This is a genomic window from Nocardia nova NBRC 15556 (genome assembly GCF_001613005.1).
GTDB classification, from domain to species: domain Bacteria; phylum Actinomycetota; class Actinomycetes; order Mycobacteriales; family Mycobacteriaceae; genus Nocardia; species Nocardia nova.
Genome location: NZ_BDBN01000102.1, coordinates 1 through 19,565 on the forward strand (window position 1 = coordinate 1; position 19,565 = coordinate 19,565).

General features: G+C 68.0%; 23 protein-coding genes. 17 read left to right on the top strand and 6 right to left on the bottom strand.

All coding sequences use genetic code 11. The features are described 5' to 3' along the window. The coding region (locus NN2_RS30700) for an enoyl-CoA hydratase-related protein (RefSeq protein WP_245658921.1) at positions 1-286 on the top strand (286 nt) is incomplete at its 5' end. Positions 287-432: 146 nt separating this feature from the next. On the opposite strand, the gene NN2_RS30705 is transcribed toward NN2_RS30700, so the two are convergent. Next, entirely contained in the window at positions 433-1,668 is a 1,236-nt protein-coding gene (locus NN2_RS30705; protein ID WP_063018205.1) for a lycopene cyclase family protein, read from the bottom strand. Positions 1,669-1,895: 227 nt separating this feature from the next. Here NN2_RS30705 and NN2_RS30710 point away from each other — a divergent pair, with 227 nt between their 5' ends. From NN2_RS30710 to NN2_RS30720, 3 genes are all read left to right on the top strand, one after another. Beyond that, positions 1,896-2,897, top strand: coding sequence for an alpha/beta hydrolase (locus NN2_RS30710; RefSeq protein WP_174555036.1), 1,002 nt, complete (start codon positions 1,896-1,898; stop codon positions 2,895-2,897). Between the two features lie 3 nt (positions 2,898-2,900). Continuing rightward, positions 2,901-3,842: an esterase/lipase family protein gene (locus NN2_RS30715; protein WP_082857398.1), complete on the top strand. Its 942-nt coding sequence runs from the start codon at positions 2,901-2,903 to the stop codon at positions 3,840-3,842. Between the two features lie 75 nt (positions 3,843-3,917). Beyond that, on the top strand, positions 3,918-4,850 hold the full coding sequence (locus tag NN2_RS30720; protein ID WP_063018209.1) for an esterase/lipase family protein: 933 nt from the start codon (positions 3,918-3,920) through the stop codon (positions 4,848-4,850). A 14-nt stretch (positions 4,851-4,864) separates the two neighbouring features. On the opposite strand, the gene NN2_RS30725 is transcribed toward NN2_RS30720, so the two are convergent. After that, entirely contained in the window at positions 4,865-5,341 is a 477-nt protein-coding gene (locus NN2_RS30725) for a hotdog fold domain-containing protein (RefSeq protein WP_063018211.1), read from the bottom strand. Positions 5,342-5,806: 465 nt separating this feature from the next. On the opposite strand from NN2_RS30725, the gene rpsJ reads away from it, so the two are divergent. The 11 genes from rpsJ to rpsQ are packed head-to-tail and all read left to right on the top strand — an operon-like array spanning position 5,807 to position 11,088. After that, positions 5,807-6,112 carry a 30S ribosomal protein S10 gene (gene rpsJ / locus NN2_RS30730; RefSeq protein ID WP_003938093.1) on the top strand — a complete coding sequence of 102 codons (306 nt, stop codon included), beginning with the start codon at positions 5,807-5,809 and terminating at the stop codon, positions 6,110-6,112. A 14-nt stretch (positions 6,113-6,126) separates the two neighbouring features. After that, on the top strand, positions 6,127-6,792 hold the full coding sequence (rplC, locus tag NN2_RS30735) for a 50S ribosomal protein L3 (protein WP_030513358.1): 666 nt from the start codon (positions 6,127-6,129) through the stop codon (positions 6,790-6,792). Beyond that, on the top strand, positions 6,789-7,460 hold the full coding sequence (rplD, locus tag NN2_RS30740; RefSeq protein ID WP_063018213.1) for a 50S ribosomal protein L4: 672 nt from the start codon (positions 6,789-6,791) through the stop codon (positions 7,458-7,460). The genes rplC and rplD overlap by 4 nt, the downstream gene beginning before the upstream one ends. Then, positions 7,457-7,762, top strand: a complete 306-nt coding sequence (gene rplW, locus NN2_RS30745; protein ID WP_025347175.1) for a 50S ribosomal protein L23 — start codon at positions 7,457-7,459, stop codon at positions 7,760-7,762. Before rplD ends, rplW begins: the two co-directional genes overlap by 4 nt. A 33-nt stretch (positions 7,763-7,795) precedes the next feature. After that, positions 7,796-8,626, top strand: a complete 831-nt coding sequence (gene rplB, locus NN2_RS30750) for a 50S ribosomal protein L2 (RefSeq protein ID WP_030513361.1) — start codon at positions 7,796-7,798, stop codon at positions 8,624-8,626. Positions 8,627-8,640: 14 nt separating this feature from the next. Beyond that, complete coding sequence (gene rpsS, locus NN2_RS30755) at positions 8,641-8,922, top strand: 30S ribosomal protein S19 (RefSeq protein WP_030513362.1); 282 nt, start codon at positions 8,641-8,643, stop codon at positions 8,920-8,922. After that, positions 8,919-9,326, top strand: coding sequence for a 50S ribosomal protein L22 (gene rplV / locus NN2_RS30760; RefSeq protein WP_025347178.1), 408 nt, complete (start codon positions 8,919-8,921; stop codon positions 9,324-9,326). Before rpsS ends, rplV begins: the two co-directional genes overlap by 4 nt. Beyond that, positions 9,327-10,136, top strand: coding sequence for a 30S ribosomal protein S3 (gene rpsC, locus NN2_RS30765; protein WP_063018215.1), 810 nt, complete (start codon positions 9,327-9,329; stop codon positions 10,134-10,136). Positions 10,137-10,139: 3 nt separating this feature from the next. Further along, complete coding sequence (gene rplP / locus NN2_RS30770) at positions 10,140-10,556, top strand: 50S ribosomal protein L16 (protein ID WP_040704375.1); 417 nt, start codon at positions 10,140-10,142, stop codon at positions 10,554-10,556. Beyond that, complete coding sequence (gene rpmC / locus NN2_RS30775; RefSeq protein ID WP_025347181.1) at positions 10,556-10,795, top strand: 50S ribosomal protein L29; 240 nt, start codon at positions 10,556-10,558, stop codon at positions 10,793-10,795. Before rplP ends, rpmC begins: the two co-directional genes overlap by 1 nt. Beyond that, complete coding sequence (gene rpsQ / locus NN2_RS30780) at positions 10,792-11,088, top strand: 30S ribosomal protein S17 (protein WP_030513365.1); 297 nt, start codon at positions 10,792-10,794, stop codon at positions 11,086-11,088. Before rpmC ends, rpsQ begins: the two co-directional genes overlap by 4 nt. Positions 11,089-11,233: 145 nt before the next feature. On the opposite strand, the gene NN2_RS30785 is transcribed toward rpsQ, so the two are convergent. Then, the gene (locus NN2_RS30785; RefSeq protein WP_063018217.1) at positions 11,234-13,006 is read right to left on the bottom strand and encodes a lipase family protein; all 1,773 of its coding nucleotides are present in this window, start codon (positions 13,004-13,006) and stop codon (positions 11,234-11,236) included. 136 nt (positions 13,007-13,142) lie between these two features. Here NN2_RS30785 and NN2_RS30790 point away from each other — a divergent pair, with 136 nt between their 5' ends. Then, positions 13,143-13,814, top strand: coding sequence for a YdcF family protein (locus NN2_RS30790; protein ID WP_063018241.1), 672 nt, complete (start codon positions 13,143-13,145; stop codon positions 13,812-13,814). Positions 13,815-13,995: 181 nt separating this feature from the next. Beyond that, the gene (locus NN2_RS30795) at positions 13,996-15,294 is read left to right on the top strand and encodes a flavin-dependent oxidoreductase (protein ID WP_063018219.1); all 1,299 of its coding nucleotides are present in this window, start codon (positions 13,996-13,998) and stop codon (positions 15,292-15,294) included. Here NN2_RS30795 and NN2_RS30800 read toward each other — a convergent pair. From NN2_RS30800 to NN2_RS30810, 3 genes are all read right to left on the bottom strand, one after another. Continuing rightward, complete coding sequence (locus NN2_RS30800) at positions 15,237-16,541, bottom strand: acyltransferase (RefSeq protein ID WP_169812469.1); 1,305 nt, start codon at positions 16,539-16,541, stop codon at positions 15,237-15,239. The genes NN2_RS30795 and NN2_RS30800 overlap by 58 nt on opposite strands. A gap of 196 nt (positions 16,542-16,737) precedes the next feature. Beyond that, entirely contained in the window at positions 16,738-18,426 is a 1,689-nt protein-coding gene (locus tag NN2_RS30805) for a hypothetical protein (RefSeq protein ID WP_156511516.1), read from the bottom strand. A gap of 307 nt (positions 18,427-18,733) precedes the next feature. Further along, positions 18,734-19,492 carry a CPBP family intramembrane glutamic endopeptidase gene (locus NN2_RS30810; protein ID WP_063018225.1) on the bottom strand — a complete coding sequence of 253 codons (759 nt, stop codon included), beginning with the start codon at positions 19,490-19,492 and terminating at the stop codon, positions 18,734-18,736. Positions 19,493-19,565: the final 73 nt, after the last annotated feature.

Consider the following 19,565-nt stretch of genomic DNA (forward strand, 5'->3'; position numbering starts at 1 on the left):
GGAGCGGCTGCCGGTCACCGAGGCGTACCGGCGCGGGCTGCTGGCCGGGGTCCTGCCCGTCGACGAACTCGATGCGAAGGTCGAAGCGGTGGCGGCGAAACTCGCCCACGGCCCGCGCCGCGCCCTCGAACTCACCAAGCGCACCCTCAACCGCGCCGCGCTGGCCTCGCTGGACGAGGCGCTCGCCGCCGAGAAGGCCGGGCAGGCCGAGTTGCTGCGCGGACCCGATTTCGCCGAGGGTGCCGCGGCGATGCTGGGCAAGCGCAAAGCGGTATTCGCGCACTAGGACGCTCGAGCCGAACCAGCGGCCGCGGAGAGCGCTGCGCCACAGCGTCTCTCGGTAGCTGAAGTAGCCGGTGGGGGAGATGTTCGGGCGGAGGCGGCCACCTACTCGGTCACGGAGCGTGTTCGATGGCGTCGCTGCCGGGGTGGCTAGCCGCCCACGCTCCCGTCCTCCGGAAGCGCCGCGTCGAGCGTCCGGTCCGACGTCGCCGCCGGATAGTCGTAGCCCACCCAGCGGTTGCGGTTCGCCCAGCCGACCAGGTCGTATCGCCAGCGGAACGGCCAGGTCCGCGACACCGTCATGAACAGCACCGCGCCCAGTGCCGCGTAGTCGTCGTGCGCCGACAGCAGCGCCCGCTGCTGGCGCGGGGAGGCGGTGAAGAAGGCCTCGAACATCGAGATCGACTGCGCGGTGGTCAACCGCCCCAAGCCGTAGAGGCCGCGCATCCGCATCCAGTACACCAGCCGGGCCTGCCACGGCCACAGCGCCGCGACCGGATCGGAACCCGTGCGCACCGCATCGACCAGCGAGTCGACCAGGGCGAACGAATCGGCGACGCTGTAGCCCGTGCACGGATGCATCATTCCGCCGCGGGAGCCGAACGGAACCGGGTCGTTTCCGCGCACCGAACCACGCATCGGCGGCGGTGGCTGATCCAGCGGATAGTGCGCGGCCTCGGACGGCTCGTCACCGCGCAGCCGGATGCCGTGCGCGGCGAACCGATGCAGGGTGCGCCGGCGCAGTTCGTGCTGCGGCATGCCGCCGCGCAGGCCGAGACTGGTCTCCTCGAAGATCACCGTGCCGTCGCCGAGCGGGACGGCGTACAGGAACGAGGGCGGCTCGTCCGGACCCGCGCCGTTCTCGTCGCGCCAATCCAGCAGCAGCCCTTCGCCGTCGCCGACCATCGGCGCCGCCCGTTCGGCGTCGACGAAGATGCCGTGCGCGCTGGCGGTGCGCCGCGCCCCCGGCGAGGCGAGCCCGCGGGTGTCCACCACCGTGGCGGCCGTGATCGTGCTGCCGTCCTGCAGGTCGACGCGATGAGCGTCGACAGAGGTAGCGCGACCGGCCAGCACGGTGGCATCGTCTAGAGGTAGCGCATCGCGTAGCCCGGGCTTGGAGAGTACGCAGTACGGCCTTTCGATTCGATGCGGCGTCTGCGTCCAGACGGTGGGCGCCTCGATGCGCTGGGCGATCGCGCTGTGTGGCAGCCACGCGGGAAGTTCGTCGACCCAGCAGGAGAAGGTCGGCGGCCACAGCCGCTCGGGCCGCGGGTCCACCGCCACCACGTCGAGCCCCGCCCGCATCGCGCGGTGCGCGACGGCACGGCCGGTCGGCCCGAGCCCGACCACGCACAGATCGGCTCGACGGACATGCTGCGCACTCATGGCCGCATTCTCCCAGCCCGGCCCCGCATCGCCGCGGGGGCCGTAGATGTTACGCCCCGAAAACTCGTGGCGTAGCAATTCGCGTCGTGAAATGCATTGGGGCAGTTCATAACCTGAGACCACGGGCGCCGTCGGGGGGTGCTCGCCGATTGCTGGTGGCCAGGGAGAACGATATGCGAAGGTTTCGAGACACGGGGCGGACTCCGCGGCACAGATCCATGCCGCGGATGATGAGTACGGCGGTGGTGGCCGCCGCCGCCCTGCTGATGTGCCAGGGGAACGGTGCGGCCGATCCCGCGCCGGCGCCCGGTCCGACCGGCTCGGACTCGGCGATCGTCCGGGTCCGCACCGACGATCCGCGCCATCAGTCGTTGTTCGTGCACTCCGCGGCGATGGGGCAGGACATCGAAGTGCAGGTGCAGCGGGCCGCCGATACGAGCGCCCCGCGTCCGGTGCTGTATCTGTTGCTCGGCGCCGGCGGCGGTCTCGACGGCTCGACCTGGGCGACGAAAACCGATGCGCTGAAATTCCTCGCCGACAAGAACGTCAACGTGGTGACGCCGATCGGTGGCATGTTCAGCTATTACGCCGACTGGCAGCGCGACGATCCGCACCTGGGTCGCAACAAGTGGCGCACCTTCCTGACGCAGGAACTGCCGCCGCTTCTGAACACGTATCTGGATGCCAACGGCCGCAACGGAATTGCCGGCTATTCGATGTCGGCCACCACGACCTTGGCGCTCGCGGCGACCGCCGGGGACCTGTTCTCCGCGGTCGGCTCCTACAGCGGATGCGCGCAGACCTCCGATCCGGTCGGACAGGAATTCGTCCGGCTCACGGTCGAGACGTGGGGATGGGGCAATGCCGAGAACATGTGGGGTCCGCCCGGCGATCCGGACTGGGTCGGCAACGATCCCTACGTGCACGCGGAGGGCCTGCGCGGCAAGGCCATCTACATCGCGAACGGCAGCGGACTGCCCGGGCCCTACGACACCTTGAACGGCGAATACTCGCTGCCCGGGGAATGGGGTTACGCCAATCAGCTCGTGCTCGGCGGCATCATCGAATCGGCGACGAACTACTGCGCCCACAACATGCAGGCACGGCTGGACTCGCTGAACATCCCCGCCACCTATGACTTCCGGCCGACCGGCACGCACTCCTGGGGTTACTGGCAGGACGACCTGAAGAAATCGTGGCCGGTGCTGGCCTCGGGCCTGGGACTGTAACCGATGCGCGGCGATCGCAATCCCACTGCGCGCGCGATACTCGCGCTGGTCCTGGGGGCGTTGATCGCCTGGGCCGGCGCCCGTGCGCCCCAGGCCGCGGCCTTCCCGGCCGAAGTGCCGTATTTGCCGGGCGCCAACGATTTCGGCTGCCGGACCACCGCGGACAAGCCCTATCCGGTGATTCTGGCCCACGGCGCAGCCACCGACGCCGGGCGCAGCTTCGCCGTACTCGCACCGCAATTGCACCGGCTCGGCTTCTGTGTTTTCGCTGCCGATGTGGGACGACTGCCGTTGTCGAATCTGGGCGCGAACGGTGTGCCCGATCCGAAATGGGCGGGATTGGGTCCGGCGGCCGCGGCAGTGGAGGGCAACGGCATCTACGGCGTGGCCGATATCGCCACGCAGGCAACGGAATTGGGTGCCTTCGTCGCACGGGTCCTGGATGCGACCGGAGCGGCGAAGGTTGTCATGGTCGGCCATTCCACCGGCGGCACGGATATTCGTGAATTCGTGCGCCACCGCCCCGAGCAGGTGGCGAGCGTGGTCACCGTCGGCACGCCCTATCGCGGATCGACCTTCGCCGGCCTGCCGGTGATGTTCCCCTTCTACGGCGCGCTCGGTATGGACGGGCCGGCGGTTGCGGCGCAGGTCTTCGGACCCGCCGGAGCCGAACAGGCGCCGGGAACGCCGACCCTGAACCGGTTGAACGCCGACGGTGAGACCCATCCGGGAATCCGCTACACCGCCATCGCCAGCCGCGACGATACGGTCATCACCCCTCCGGAGACGGCCCTGTTGAGCGATCCGCAGGGCGGCAACCGAAACATCTGGCTGCAGGACGGATGCCCCACCCTCGTCGTCGCCCACGACGCGATGCTGTCGGATCCGCGCGCGCTCGCCGAAATCACCGCCGCCGTCGCGGGCACGCCGCCCCCGCCCTGCTGAGGGCGTTGATTCGTCACCGGGCGCCCAGGTGTGGCCGGACGGCGGCGAGCGATCCTTCCGCTACCCTGGGCTGCCATGAGTGCGGTGCGGTTCGCCACGATCTCCGTGCTCCTGTGCGCGCTGATCGCCGTCGCGGCCGGCCGCGCGCCGCGAGCGCACGCCTTCGCGATGGACGTTCCGCCGCTGGCCGGCGCGAACGATTTCTCCTGTCGCCCGACCCGTGACAAGCCCTATCCGGTGATCCTGGCGCACGGTGCGGCGACCGACGCCCAGCGCAGCTTCGGCGCGCTGGCCCCCGCGCTGCGCAGCCAGGGCTACTGCGTCTTCGCCGCCGATGTGGGACGGGTACCGCTGCCGACGCTCGGACTGAACGGTGTCTCCGAGGCCGGCTGGCCGGGATTGGGCCCGGTCGCCGCGGCCGTACAGGGCAACGTCGTCTACGGCGTGGCCGATATCGGCTCGCAAGCGGTGCAACTGGCCGCGTTCGTCGCCATGGTGCGCGGGGTGACCGGCGCGCCGAAGGTCGAGATGGTGGGGCATTCGACCGGCGGCACCGAGATTCGGGAGTATGTGCGCCGCCATCCGGGCGTGGTGGACAGCGTGGTCACAGTCGGCACGCCCTACCGGGGTTCGACCTTCGAAGGCCTCCCGAAGATGTTCCCGTTCTACGGGGCCATCGGGATGGACGGCGAGCAGACCGCGGCCCAGGTCTTCGGTCCCGCGGGCGCCGAGCAGGTTCCGGGCACGCCGACATTGACCCGGCTCAACGCCCACGGCGAAACCGAGCCCGGGATCCGCTACACCGCGATCGCGAGCCGCACCGACGAGGTGATCACCCCGGCGGAGACCGCATTGCTGGCCGATCCGCAAGGCGACAATCGCAATATCTGGATCCAGGACGGGTGCCCGGCGCTGGCGGTCAGCCACAACGATCTGCTGTCGAATCCGCGCGCGATCGCCGAGATCACGGCCGCGGTCGCCGGCGCGCCGCCGCCCCCGCCCTGCTGAACCGGGCTGATCGGCTACTTCGGCGTCACCCAGGTGGTGATGTCGGCGTGCACGACCTCGACGCCGTGTTTGTCGTAGATCGACACCGGAACGACCACTTCCGTCCCTTCGGTGAGGGTCGCGAAGTCCGGAATCCGGTCGAGTTTCGCGACCGCGCGCAGGCCGGATTCCGCCTTGGCCAGGTATTGCACGTTCATCGCCTTGGGGATCCAGCGGTGGGTGGTCGGAACCGTGGCCTCGCTCAGCATGCCCATCGCGACCTCGGCCAGATTGCAGGCCGCGATCGCGTGGAAGGTGCCCAGGTGATTGTGGATCCCGAACCACTTGGGCGCGGTGACCTCGCACAATCCCGGTTCCAGCCGCACGACGTTCGGCACGACGGTGCCGAAGTAGGGGACGCGGGCGATCATGCCGACCGAGAACAGGGCATGTCCGAGGCGGTTGTCGGGGAGCTTCTTCCAGCCGCGGTAGGTAGCGGTCTCTGTGGTCATGGCAACACCTTACTCTGGAGTAAGTTCGACGCGCCGCCGCGCGGTCCGGTACCGTCCGACCAGGGCCGCGGCGCGTCCGCGGGGGCGGACGACCCCCGATTTGGAGTGGGTGGGGGGCCTCGGGCATACTGTTCGGGTTGCCTGCAGCGGTGGTGTGTGTCCATCGCCGGTAGGTGAGCAGGACCCACTGAGTATCGGCGTCGAGTCCGGCGCGGGTACGTCCGGGACGAAGTTCCGAGACCCAACAGGTGAAATATGCCCGGGGTCGAAGAATGAGCGGAGAGGCGACACGCCCGACCGCGTGGACCGGAAGAACCATGACAGATGAACAGCGGCGATGGATCGGGTGCGCCCCGGTCGTGTTGGTGGCTGATGCGTCTTCGTGTGTTCGGGCTGTGCAAATGAGGGTGGTTCGGGAGCGAAAGCTCCTGGGTCACAACGTAAGCGGAGAAAAGGACACTCAGCGTGGCGGGACAGAAGATCCGCATCAGGCTCAAGGCCTACGACCATGAGGCGATCGATGCGTCTGCACGCAAGATCGTCGAGACGGTGACCCGCACCGGTGCCCGCGTCGTCGGGCCGGTGCCGTTGCCGACCGAGAAGAACGTGTATTGCGTCATCCGCTCGCCGCACAAGTACAAGGACTCGCGCGAGCACTTCGAGATGCGCACGCACAAGCGGCTGATCGACATCCTCGACCCGACGCCGAAGACGGTCGACGCGCTCATGCGCATCGATCTGCCGGCCAGCGTCGACGTCAACATTCAGTGACGGGGATTGCAGATATGACTGACAACAAGAACAGGCCGGCGGCCGGCATCCTGGGCACCAAGCTCGGCATGACTCAGGTGTTCGACGAGAAGAACCGCGTCGTTCCCGTGACCGTCGTCAAGGCCGGACCGAACGTCGTGACCCAGATCCGCACCGAGGAGCGCGACGGCTACTCCGCCGTTCAGCTCGCCTTCGGCGCGATCGACCCGCGCAAGGTGACCAAGCCCGTCGCCGGGCAGTTCAGCAAGGCCGGTGTCACCCCGCGTCGCCACGTCGCCGAGATCCGCGTCGCCGACGCCGCCTCGTTCGAGGTGGGCCAGGAACTGTCGGCCGATGTCTTCGAAGAGGGTGCCTACGTCGACGTGACCGGCACCAGCAAGGGCAAGGGCTACGCCGGTGTCATGAAGCGTCACGGCTTCAAGGGGCAGGGCGCCGCCCACGGTGCGCAGGCTGTGCACCGCCGGCCGGGCTCCATCGGTGGATGTTCGACGCCTGGCCGTGTTTTCAAAGGCATGCGGATGGCCGGCCGGATGGGTAACGACCGCGTGACCACGCAGAACCTCTCGGTCCACAAGGTGGACGCCGAGAACGGCCTGCTGCTGATCAAGGGCGCGATCCCGGGCCGCAAGGGCGGCATCGTGATCGTCAAGAGCGCTGCGAAGGGTGGTGCCCGGGCATGAGCACCGACACTAAGACCAACCTGACGCTTCCGGTGAAAGAGCCGGGCGGCAAGACCAACGGCACCGTCGAGCTCCCCGCGGAGATCTTCGACGCGACCGCCAACATCGCGCTGATGCACCAGGTCGTCGTGGCCCAGCAGGCCGCGGCTCGCCAGGGCACGCACGCCACCAAGACCCGCGGCGAGGTCCGCGGCGGTGGTAAGAAGCCGTACCGCCAGAAGGGCACCGGCCGCGCCCGCCAGGGTTCGACCCGCGCGCCGCAGTTCACCGGCGGTGGCACCGTGCACGGCCCGCAGCCGCGCGACTACTCGCAGCGTCTGCCCAAGAAGATGAAGGCCGCCGCCCTGCGTGGCGCCCTCTCGGACCGGGCCCGCAACGAGCGCATCCACGTCATCAGCGAACTGGTCGCCGGCCAGACGCCGTCCACCAAGGCCGCCAAGAACTTCCTGGCCGAGCTGTCGGACCGTAAGAAGGTGCTGGTCGTGGTGGGCCGCGAAGATGTCACCGCGTGGAAGAGCGTGGCGAACCTGCAGGGTGTGCACCCGATCGCGCCGGACCAGCTGAACACCTACGACGTGCTGCTCAGCGACGACGTCGTGTTCAGCGTCGAGGCGCTCAACGCGTTCGTGCACGGCCCGGCCGAGTCTGCACAGGAGGAAAGCAAGTGACCACCATCGCCGACCCGCGCGACATTCTGCTCGCGCCGGTGATCTCCGAGAAGTCCTACGGGCTGATCGAAGAGGGCACCTACACCTTCCTGGTGCACCCGGACTCGAACAAGACGCAGATCAAGATCGCCGTCGAGAAGGTTTTCGGCGTCACGGTCACCAGCGTCAACACTGCCAACCGTCAGGGCAAGCGCAAGCGGACCCGCTTCGGTTACGGCCAGCGCAAGAGCACCAAGCGCGCGCTCGTGACCATCTCGGCCGACAGCAAGCCCATCGAGATCTTCGGAGGCCCGGTCGCGTAAGCGGTCGGATCTTCAGAAAGCAGAGAAGAACTCATGGCAATCCGTAAGTACAAGCCGACTACGCCGGGTAGGCGCGGGTCGTCCGTTTCGGACTTCGCCGAGATCACCCGGTCCACTCCCGAGAAGTCGCTGCTGCGCCCGCTCACCAAGTCCGGTGGTCGTAACGCGCACGGCCGGATCACCACCCGTCATCGCGGTGGCGGTCACAAGCGGGCCTACCGTCTGATCGACTTCCGCCGGTTGGACAAGGACGGCATCCCGGCCAAGGTCGCTCACATCGAGTACGACCCGAACCGGACCGCCAACATCGCCCTGCTGCACTACGCGGACGGCGAGAAGCGCTACATCATCGCGCCCAAGGGCATCGCCCAGGGCACGCGGATCGAGTCCGGCGCCGGCGCCGACATCAAGCCCGGCAACAACCTGCCGCTGCGCTCGATCCCGACCGGTACCACCATCCACGCGGTGGAGCTGCGTCCGGGCGGTGGCGCCAAACTGGCTCGTGCCGCCGGTATGAGCATCCAGCTGCTGGGTAAGGAAGGCGCCTACGCCGTCCTGCGTATGCCCTCCGGCGAAATCCGCCGCGTCGACGTGCGCTGCCGCGCCACCGTCGGCGAGGTCGGCAACGCCGAGCAGTCGAACATCAACTGGGGTAAGGCCGGCCGTATGCGCTGGAAGGGTCGCCGCCCCACGGTCCGTGGTGTCGTCATGAACCCCGTCGACCACCCGCACGGTGGTGGTGAGGGCAAGACCTCCGGTGGTCGCCACCCGGTCTCGCCCTGGGGTAAGCCCGAAGGCCGTACTCGTAAGCCCAACCGTCCGAGCGACAAGCTCATCGTCCGCCGCCGCGGCAAGAAGCGTTAAGGAGGAGGTTAAAGATGCCACGCAGCCTCAAGAAGGGCCCGTTCGTCGACGAACACCTCCTCAAGAAGGTGGACGTCCAGAACGAGAAGGGCACCAAGCAGGTCATCAAGACCTGGTCGCGTCGTTCGACCATCATCCCCGATTTCATCGGCCACACGTTCTCGGTCCACGACGGCCGCAAGCACGTGCCGGTGTTCGTCTCGGAGAACATGGTCGGGCACAAGCTCGGTGAGTTCGCGCCGACCAGGACGTTCCGGAGCCACGTCAAGGAAGATCGGAAGAGCAAGCGGCGATGAGCGAACAAGACACCACGCTTCAGAACCCGACCGCGCGCGCGACCGCGAAGCACGTTCGCGTCACTCCGATGAAGGCTCGCCGCGTCGTGGACCTGGTCCGCGGCAAGCGGGTCGAGGATGCGCTGAACATCCTGCGCTTCGCACCGCAGGCCGCCAGCGAACCCGTCGCCAAGGTCGTGGCCAGCGCCGCGGCGAACGCCGAGAACAACTTCGGCCTGAACCCCGACACCCTGGTCATCTCGACGGCGTATGTCGACGAGGGCGCGACCATGAAGCGTTTCCAGCCGCGCGCCCAGGGCCGCGCGTTCCGGATCCGCAAGCGCACCAGCCACATCACGATCGAGGTCGAGAGCGTCGCCAGCGCCGCCCCGGCTCGTAGCCGCCGGAAGGGAGGGGCTAAGTAAATGGGACAGAAAATCAATCCCCACGGCTTCCGCCTCGGTATCACCACCGATTGGAAGTCCCGCTGGTACGCCGACAAGCAGTACAAGGAATACGTCAAGGAAGACGTAGCCATCCGCAAGCTGCTGAGCACGGGTATGGAGCGGGCCGGCATCTCGAAGGTCGAGATCGAGCGCACTCGTGACCGCGTCCGGGTGGACATCCACACCGCGCGTCCGGGCATCGTGATCGGCCGTCGCGGCGCCGAGGCCGACCGCATCCGCGCCGAGCTGGAGAAGCTCACCGGCAAGCAGGTTCAGCTGAACATCCTCGAGGTCAAGAACCCCGAGTCGGATGCGCAGCTGGTTGCCCAGGGTGTGGCCGAGCAGCTGTCCAACCGTGTGGCGTTCCGTCGCGCGATGCGCAAGGCCATCCAGTCGGCCATGCGTTCGCCGAACGTCAAGGGCATTCGAGTGCAGTGCTCGGGCCGCCTCGGCGGCGCCGAAATGTCGCGCTCGGAGTTCTACCGTGAGGGTCGGGTGCCGCTGCACACGCTGCGCGCCGACATCGATTACGGCTTGTACGAGGCTCGCACCACCTTCGGCCGCATCGGCGTGAAGGTGTGGATCTACAAGGGCGACATCGTCGGCGGCAAGCGTGAGGTCACGGCCAGCGCTGCCCCGTCCGGTGAGCGTCGCGAGCGTCGGGAGCGGCCGAGCCGTCCGCGGCGGTCCGGTTCGTCCGGCACCACCGCGACCAGCACTGAGGCCGGGCGCGCCGCCACCGCGGTGGCAGAGCCGGCCGAGGCTCCGTCAGTTTCTAAGGAGGGCTGACCCATGCTGATGCCCCGCAAGGTCAAGCACCGCAAGCAGCATCACCCCGGTCGTTCCGGTATGGCCAAGGGTGGCACCTCGGTCGCCTTCGGTGAGTTCGGCATCCAGGCGCTGGAGCCGGCCTACGTCACCAACCGGCAGATCGAGTCGGCGCGTATCGCGATGACCCGCCACATCAAGCGTGGCGGCAAGATCTGGATCAACATCTACCCGGATCGCCCGCTGACCAAGAAGCCGGCCGAAACCCGCATGGGTTCCGGTAAGGGTTCGCCGGAGTGGTGGGTCGCGAACGTCAAGCCGGGTCGCGTGATGTTCGAGATGTCTTACCCGAACGAGGAGACCGCTCGCGAAGCGCTGCGCCGCGCGATGCACAAGCTCCCGATGAAGTGCAGGATCGTGACCAGGGAGGAGCAGTTCTGATGGCTACCGGAACTCCGGCCGCAGACCTGCGCGAGCTCAACGAGGACGAGCTCGTCGCCCGCCTGCGTGAATCGAAGGAAGAGCTGTTCAACCTGCGCTTCCAGATGGCGACCGGCCAGTTGCAGAACAACCGGCGCCTGCGTGTGGTTCGTCACGAGATCGCGCGCATCTACACGGTCATGCGTGAGCGCGAGCTCGGCCTGGCCTCCGGTCCTGAAGGCAAGGGAGACGCGGCATGAGTGACGCCAAGGGCCCGGCCAAGACGCCGGCCAAGCAGGAGGAGCGTGGCTCGCGCAAGGTGCGCATCGGCTACGTCGTCTCCGACAAGATGAACAAGACCATCGTGGTCGAGCTGGAAGATCGTGTGAAGCACCCGCTTTACGGCAAGATCATCCGCACCACCTCGAAGGTGAAGGCGCACGACGAGAACGAGATCGCCGGTGTCGGCGACCGCGTGCAGCTGATGGAGACCCGTCCGCTGTCTGCCACCAAGCGGTGGCGGCTGGTGGAGGTCCTCGAAAAGGCGAAGTAGGAAGGCTCCTTCTTCTCCGCCTCGGCTGTGTAGTCGAATCGCGAAGGCCCGCTTCCCGGTTGGGAAGCGGGCCTTCGTGTGTTTCCGGATGATCTCGACCGGTGACCGCCGGCCATCGCATGCGGTCGACGGGTCGGGCCGCACATCAGCAGGTGTTCGCAGCCGGGCGGCGCGCGAAGCGGTCGGCCGTCCATGCGATCAGGTCCGCGATGGCCGGTGATTCGGGTTCGACCACTTGCAGGTGCCCGAGGTTCGGGTAGGTGCGATAGTCCACGGCGTAACCGGCTCGGCAGCGTTGGGCGACGTAGCCGTCCTGTGCCGACGGGACGACGAGGGTATCCGCGGTGCCCTGACCGATGAACACGGGCGCGGGGATCACGGCGGACGGGACGTTGCGCCGCAAGTTGTCGAGCAGCGGGCCGCGATCCGGATCGCCGCGCCAGATCGGCTTGTCGAGGAACAGTGAAGTGAGTACAGAGACCAGCACGCTCTTCTCGGCCAGACATCGCTGCGCCATCTCGCGCGTGATGATGCGCGCACCAGGGCGTACGTAGTCGTCGAAGCGGGTGTCGGGGTAGGTGCCGGCGTAAGCGGTGATGACGTAGGAGGCGAATACTTCGCCCGCTGTGACGCTGCCGAGGCTGTCCACCAGCGCCGGCAGGTTGCTCGCCGGTGCCAGCGCCGCGACGCCGTCGATGACGAGTTCGGGCGCGTACCGGGGTGCGCGAATTCCGGTCCACAAGGCGGCGTGTCCGCCCTGCGAGTGTCCCCATACGACGGCGTGATCGGTTAGCCGGATGTCCGGCAGTTGCCGGGCGGCGCGAACAGCGTCCAGTACCGAGCGGGCCTCACCCTCCCCGATGAGGTACGGATGAGTTCCCGCGGTGCCGAGACCGATGTAGTCGGTGGCCACTATCGTCCACCCTTGGTGAATCACTTTGTCCTGCACCATCATCGCGCCGGCGCTGAGGCCGTTCGGCAGGATCGACGGCGCGCACCCGACCGCGACGCCGGTGGTCCCGTGCGCCCAGGCGATCACAGGACTCGGTGTGGTGGTCGCACTCCCCGGGGCGATGACGAGCCCGCTGGCCACCGCGGGCTGCCCGTGATCGCGAGTGGTTGTATAGAGGATGCGCCAGGCCAGCGCGCCGGTCGGAACCTCGGGGTTGTCGTATCGCTCGGTGCGCAACAGCTGCCCGGCCCGATCCGGCACGGACGCCTGCGGGGTGTAGAACTCGTCGGGAGCCGGGGAGTCGCGATGCAACGCGACGCTGACGAGAGCGAGAACCAGCGCCACTGTCGCGCCCATCACGGTGCCGGCCACCCGCCACCGTCCGCCGCGCGGCGTCCGCGGTGGCGCTGTCGCACCCAGCGGTCGGTGATGGCCGCCCATCGCTGCGATGACCTGCCGCACTCCGATCACCATCAGGGCGGCGCCGAACAAGACGGCGACGACCAACACGGTCACATCCGGCCAGGCGAGCGCCAACATGCCGAATACTACTGAGGTAGCCCCGCCGACAATGCCGTCGAATCGGGTGGCACCGCGCTCGCGCCACACGAGGGGCAGACCGGTAAGACCGGCGACGATCAGCGCGACACCGACCACAACGGCCAGCACCTCTGTGGTAATCCCCGGCCACCACAGCGCCAGCAGCGCGGCGGCCAGGTAGACGGACGACTCGACCCACCTTCGGACATCTCTCCAGCGCCGGGCTCGGAGGAGTCCCGACACGGCCGAGCCGACAAGTCCGGCGATCGCGACACACCACAGCACCGCGAGCGACGAGAACGGTGCGACGGTCAAGAACGCGCCGAGCAGCACCAGCAGAACTCCTGCTACCAGGCGCAGCCACCGACGAATGCTCGCGGCCCGGGCGGTACTCGCCGCCGCGCTCTCCGGGGGTGAGCTGGTCACGGTCCGAACCTAGCGCAGCGGCCGCGAATCCTTCGCGATCCGCGCCTGCGGATCTCCGGGCTCGTATGTCGATGTAGCGGGGGTGGTGCAAGCTGGACAGCGTCGTGGCTGATTCGACCCGAACGAGGAGGTGCAGGTGTCCTCGCTGGCAGGCGTCCCCACTGACCTCCACGTCGATGTCCGCACGCTGTGGGACTACAACCGGATGGGCCACGAGGTGCGAGCGGTGGATGTGGGAATCGGGCTGGGCAGCCACGATATCGGAGTGGCGACATACGCGGCTGAACTGTTTCGCCGGGGCGTATTCCCAGCGGTCGTGTTCACCGGTGCCACCGCACCCACTACGGTGATGACCTTTCCGCGAGGCGAGGCGGTGCACTATCGGGAACATGCTGTGGCGCTGGGTGTTTCGGCGAATGACATCCTCGTCGAGCCTCGGGCCACGAATACCGCCGAGAACATCGACTTCTCGCGTGCGTTGCTGCGGGACTCGGGTCGCGCGGTGGAGTCGGTGATGTTGATCTGCCGGCCGTATCAACAGCGGCGCAGTTATGCGACCTGCCGGATGCGGTGGCCGGAGGTCGAGGTGGTGTGCGGTTCGCTGCCGGAATCGCTCGACGATTATGTGGCGCGGATCGGTGATGTGGAGCGGGTGGTCACGATGCTGGTGGGGGATACGCAACGTGTGTGGCGATACGCGGCCGAGGGCTGGGCGATCGAGCAGGACGTTCCGGAGAAGGTTCGCGCCGCATACGACCGGCTGGTGGCAGCCGGGTTCACCGGGCGTCTGCTGCCACCGCGCGGGTAGCGGCGATGCCGATATCGAATACCTCGAATGGGTCGAGGAACAGTGGTGCCGAGTGCGCGGCATTTCCACCTCCGGTGAACGACCGCTCTGCATCGCGTTCCGCGAATCGGTAGATTCGGGTCGTCGGGAGGAGCGGATTCGTGGGTGGGGCGCCGGCCGTCGATGAACCGGGGGTGCGGTGATGCGGGTTCTGATCGCAGGCGCCGGAATCGCCGGATTGACCGCGGCGGCATGCTTGCACCGGGTGGGGATCGAGGCCGTCGTGCTGGACGCGGTCGGTGAGCTTCGCCCGCTCGGCGTCGGAATCAATCTGCTCCCGCATGCGGTGCGGGAGCTGCATGAACTGGAACTCGGTGCGGCACTGGACGATTGCGCGATCGCCACCTCCACCGCGGTGCATCTCGACCGGTTCGGAAATCACATCTGGAGTGAGCCGCGCGGACTCGCCGCGGGGCACCCTTGGCCCCAATACTCGGTGCACCGCGGCGAATTGCAGGGTCTGCTCCTGGATCTGGTGCGCCGTCGACTCGGGTCCGATGCCGTGCGCGAAGGAATGGTGCTGCAATCGTTCGCCGAGGATGCCGACGGCGTGCGTTGCCGGTTCCTCGACCGCGCCGCCGGCACCGTCGTCGTGGAGACCGCGGACGTGCTGATCGGCGCCGACGGTCTGCATTCCACGGTCCGCGCGCAGTTGCATCCGGAGGAGGGGCGGCCGTTGTGGAACGGCATTCGAATGTGGCGCGGAGTCAGCGAGATTCGTCCGTTCCTGGACGGGCGGACGATGGTGCTCGCGGGTTCCAATCGCGCCGCGAAATTCGTGATGTACCCGATCTCGGGTGGTGCGCACCGGCGTGGGCGTGCGCTGGTGAACTGGGTCGCCGAGGTGCGCGTCCACGATGCCGGGGTGCAGAACCCCGACTGGAATCGCGCCGGGCGGTTGGCGGATGTGCTGCCGCACTACGAAGGTTGGCACCTGGCCGGTGTCGATGTTCCGGCACTGCTACGCGCCAGTGCCGAAGTGCTCGAATATCCGATGGTCGACCGGAACCCTTTGTCGCGCTGGGGTTCCGGACGCGTGACGCTGATGGGTGACGCCGCGCATCCGATGTATCCGGTCGGTTCCAACGGCGGGTCGCAAGCGATTCTCGACGCCCGCGCCGTGGCGTGCGAGCTGGCCGCGGCCGCCGACCCGATCGCCGGACTCGCGCGATACGAACGGGTCCGGCGGGAGGCGGTGAACACCATCGTGCTGGCGAACCGGGATATGCCCATGGACCGCGTCCTGCACGCCGTGGCGCAGCGGGCGCCGAACGGCTTCGATCGGATCGAGGATGTTCTCACCGCCGCCGAACTCGCCGCCCTGGCCGATGCGTACCGCCACACCAGTGGCTCTGCCCCCGCCGTCCCGGACGCCGCCGCGCGTTACGCCGCCGGCGCCTCGGCCGACGACTGCCGTCCGTACGACTCCGAGAGTGCGTGACCGGTGTCGAGGGCGGTCACACGCCGCGGCGATGCCGGGCCGATCGACCGCAATCGGCGGACGAGCGGGATCGGGCCGTCGATCCGTGCCCGGCCGGTGAGATAGATACTGCCGGGTGCGTGGCGCACCGCGCCGACGACCGCGAGGGTGACCGCCAGGACCGCGACGAACAACAGCACCGTCGCACCCGCCGCGCCGACCGCGTCGTGCAGCCGGGGATAAAGGGGGATCAGCAGTTCCAGCACGATCGGATGCATCAGGAAGACCGCGAAGGAGCGATCGGCGCCGTAGCGGGAAATACGGCCGACGATGCGGTACTTCGGACGCAGCCAGGACCACCAGGTGCTCACGGTGTAGAGACCGACGATCAGCGCGAGAAAATAGACGGCCATGTAGGGGTTGAAGACATTGTCGGCCTGCCACGGTGTGGTGCCGCCCGCGACCGCGCGCCGATACAACCACTCGGCGCCCGCCGCCCCGAGGAGGGTGCCGACGATCAGCAGCGGGCCGAAGCGGCGCACGGCACGGTCGACGGTGCCGATATGCCATGCGGCGACCGCGCCGAACAGAATGTAGAACTGGTACGGCAGTACCGTCACGTAGAGGTGATTCCACAGTTGCGCCGGCATTCCGGTGAGTGTCGGCGGATGCGTCAGCGCCCACAGCATGCCCAGTTGCACGAGCGCGCTCGTCCCCAGCACCCACCTGTGGTGGCCGGCTGTCCAGCGCACGAATCGGAGCAACAGCGGGAACAGCAGGTAGATCTGCATCGACACCAGCAGGAAGTACAACTGATACCAGGCTTCACCGGTCGCCAGTTCGACCGCCAACCGGCGTATCGCGCCGGCCACGGACTCCTGATGAATGCCGGCGACCACCGAATAGCCCCAGTAGAACACCGACCAGATGACGTAGGGGATGCCGACCAGCGCGAAGCGCCGGCGCCAGAAGTGCGGCGCGTCGAAGGACCGGTCGGCGTACTGGTAGATCAGGACGAATCCGGTCAGCGTGAAGAAGGCCTCGCGGGGAAAGTGCAGCAGCACCATGGCCCCGTTCGCCGACACATTGTTCGGGTCACTGGATCTGTCGATCACGTGGACGGCGATCACACAGGCGAAGGTCAGGATCCGGAACAGGTTGACCTGATGCAGGTAGGGCCGCGACGGCTGAGGCCGCCCGGCCGCCCCCGATTCGGTCGTGACGGTGGTGGGCTTACCTCGGACCGATGTCGCAGTCGCCGTACTCATCGTGCCGTGATCCGTGGGCAGGAGCACCGTCCGTCGCGCAGCAAGGTCGCCGACGAATGCGCTCGCGGAAAGGTGTCGATCATCTGCTTCCTCGAGTCGGTCGTCGCACTCCATGATTACGACCGAGCCTGTGAGGTTCCTTATCAGCCCCTTCGAGGCGCCTGAACCGCCTGGTGGCGGCGGTGCGAATCGGCGTTCAGCCGCCGACCGCCACCGGCATGGTGATGCGGCGCGCCGCCTCCAGAATTCCCAGGATCCGGGAGCCCGGCAGGCCGATGGCGGCACCGATCGCGGCGGGAGTCCACGATTCGTCGGTGAGGGTCAGGATTTCGGCGAGCTGGTCGACCGACAGCTTGGACAGGCCGCGACGGCGGATCTCGTGCGCGACCGACCGGATGGCGACCTCGCCGGTCTCTTCCTCCGCGGCATCGATAGCGGCGGAATCGACGGCGATGGATTCGACATCGGCGAATTCGGCCTCGTCCACCTCCGCGACGCCCGGAAGGTCGGTGGGTTCGTCCGGTGCTGTCGTGCGGTCGACGTCGGCAGCGGCCGGTCGCGGTGCTTCGGCGACCGGCTCACCCAGCACCAACTGCACGGCATCGTCGACGGCTCGCCGCGTGCGCGTCTTGTGCGGTTCGTCGGAGACGATCCGCAGCCCGGCGCCGTGCGATCCCGACCGCTCATCGGACCGCGCGGGCGCCTCGGCCTCCTCGAATTCCGTTGGTGCCGTGGTCTTTGCCGGTGCCGCGTCGGAAGAGTCGTCGATCGCCGTCGCCTCGGTGACGACCTCATATGCCGCGGCAGGTTCGACGGGGGCCGCGGCCTGCGTGGTCGGCGGTGTCTTCGCTGGGGGCACGGCCACGGTCGCAGCCGGCGGCCGGCCGTTCTCCACCGCGTCCGCGAGCCGCAGCGCGGCATCCCATCCCGCCACCGAAACCGGTTGCGGTGCAGTCGTCGACGGGAGCTGGGGATAGCTGGGGAATTCCACGGACCCCGCGCTGTCGGGCAGTGGATGTGCCTCCGCCCACTCCGGAAGATCGTCCGGGCGGTAGCTCGGGCGGTAGCCGGTCGGCGGGAGATCGGAGTCGATGTCTTCCATCGGGATGTCGTCGATGAGCTGCGCATAGCGCGCGGAAACCCAGGCGTGCAACCAGATCACGACGCCGACCATGACCGGGGCGACGGCGGCCTCTGCGGCGCGTGCCGGTTCGCCCGCCACCAGATGCGGGCCGGCGTTGAGCGCGATGGTGACGCCGAGCAGTGCGGTTTCCAGGAATACGACCTTGCCGCGGTCGATGTCGCGCCCCCATCGGGCAGCGGTCGTGGCGACGACCATGATCGTGATGATCGGGATCGAGATCATCGCCTCGAAGCCGTAACTGAGCCAGTACAGCGGATCCGACATGTCGCCGCTGGGGACGAGGTTGTGCTGGACGTTCACGCCCGCCCAGACCATGCCGAGCACGACGACGCCGATCAGCGCCCGCGAGGACCATTCGGCGCGGCGGAACAGTTGGGCCAGGCGCGCATCGGGATTCGACACCCGCATGCGGGCCGCGCGGGCGCGCCGGTGCCAGCGGGCGTCCGCGTCGTCGGCCCGGCGCAGTGCCAGGGCGACGCGGCGGTCACGCTTCTCGGCCGACAGCTGCGCCGTCACCGCGCGTTTGCGTTGCCGGCGGCGCTGGGTGCGAATCCATTCGGCGAGATCGCGTTCGGCGGCGATCTCCCGATCGGACAGTTCGGCGAACAGCGCCGGGTCCGCTTGCAGGGGCAGCTTGCCCCGCGCGGTCGCCACCCGCCGCGCCAACGCGTTCAGCTCCGCCTGCGGGGAATGTTCGGGGGTGCGCCGGCGCCGGGCCGCGCCATTCGATGGTTCCTCCACGGAGATCTCCCCGAAGTGTGCGTCTGCGCCGGTCCGTTCCGTGTCGCGGGGCGGAAGGTGCGCGGAGTCCGCCGGAGGGACGGCGGTCGTGGTGGTCGACTGCTCGTCGAGCATGGCGTGCCTTTCCCGGCAGCGGCCGCGCTACCGAGGTCGATTACCCGAGTACTCGAACATATGTGTGATCGAGGTGAGAGAGTAATCGCCGACCATCGGCGCGGTCAACGCTTTCACCGAACATCAGTTCGGATGAATATGCAAATGGGCTGTTCGGCTCGGCGATTCCGAATTCGGCTGGGGCAGCGGAATTTCAGTGCACGGCGGTGTGCCAGACAATGGCCGCCGCGAGCGCGCCCGCGCCGTTGAGCGACCAGTGCAGTGCGATCGGCGCCAGCAGACTTCCGCTGCGCCGGCGCAACCAGGTGAAGATCACACCGGCGGCCGCGGTCGCCAGGACGGCCAGGGCGATTCCGGCGATCTGCCCGCCGACACCGCCGCCGAACAGTGTGCTCAACCCGCGATTCCCGCTGGTCAAGCCGAGCGACGAGGCGATATGCCAGCAGCCGAAAAGTAGTGAGCCGACGATGAATACGCCGCGCGCGCCGGTCGCCCGATCCAGTGTCCCGTGCAGTACGCCGCGGAAGGCGAGTTCCTCCGGAATCACCGTTTGCAGCGGAATCACGATCATCGAGGCGATCAATGCCCCGGACAAGGTCGCATATCGATTCGCGAGAAAGAACGGCCGCGTAATCGGCAGTAGTGCGCCGATCGCCACGGCTCCCACGACAATCGCGACCGCACCGAGCGCATAGAGCGTTCCGCGGCGCCACTGCCGTGGTGAAAGTCCCAATTCCGCCCAGCCGAGCCCGCGTTGTCGCATCAACAGCACGAGAATCACCGCGGCCGCGGGAACGGTCGCGATATTGGCCCATTGCGAGGTGAAATGCGCGATGAGATTCGTCCCGGCGAGCACCGCCACCACGACGGCGACGTCGAGGTAGGCGTGTAACCGGCGCCCCGGGCCGACCGGGGCCGAGGACTGCGCAACCCCGTTATCGTTTCGAGACATCGTCGCCAGTCTACGTTCATCCGGGCGGGTGTGCCGTGTTCGGCGGGTCACGGTCGCCGCGCCGCCGGTTGCG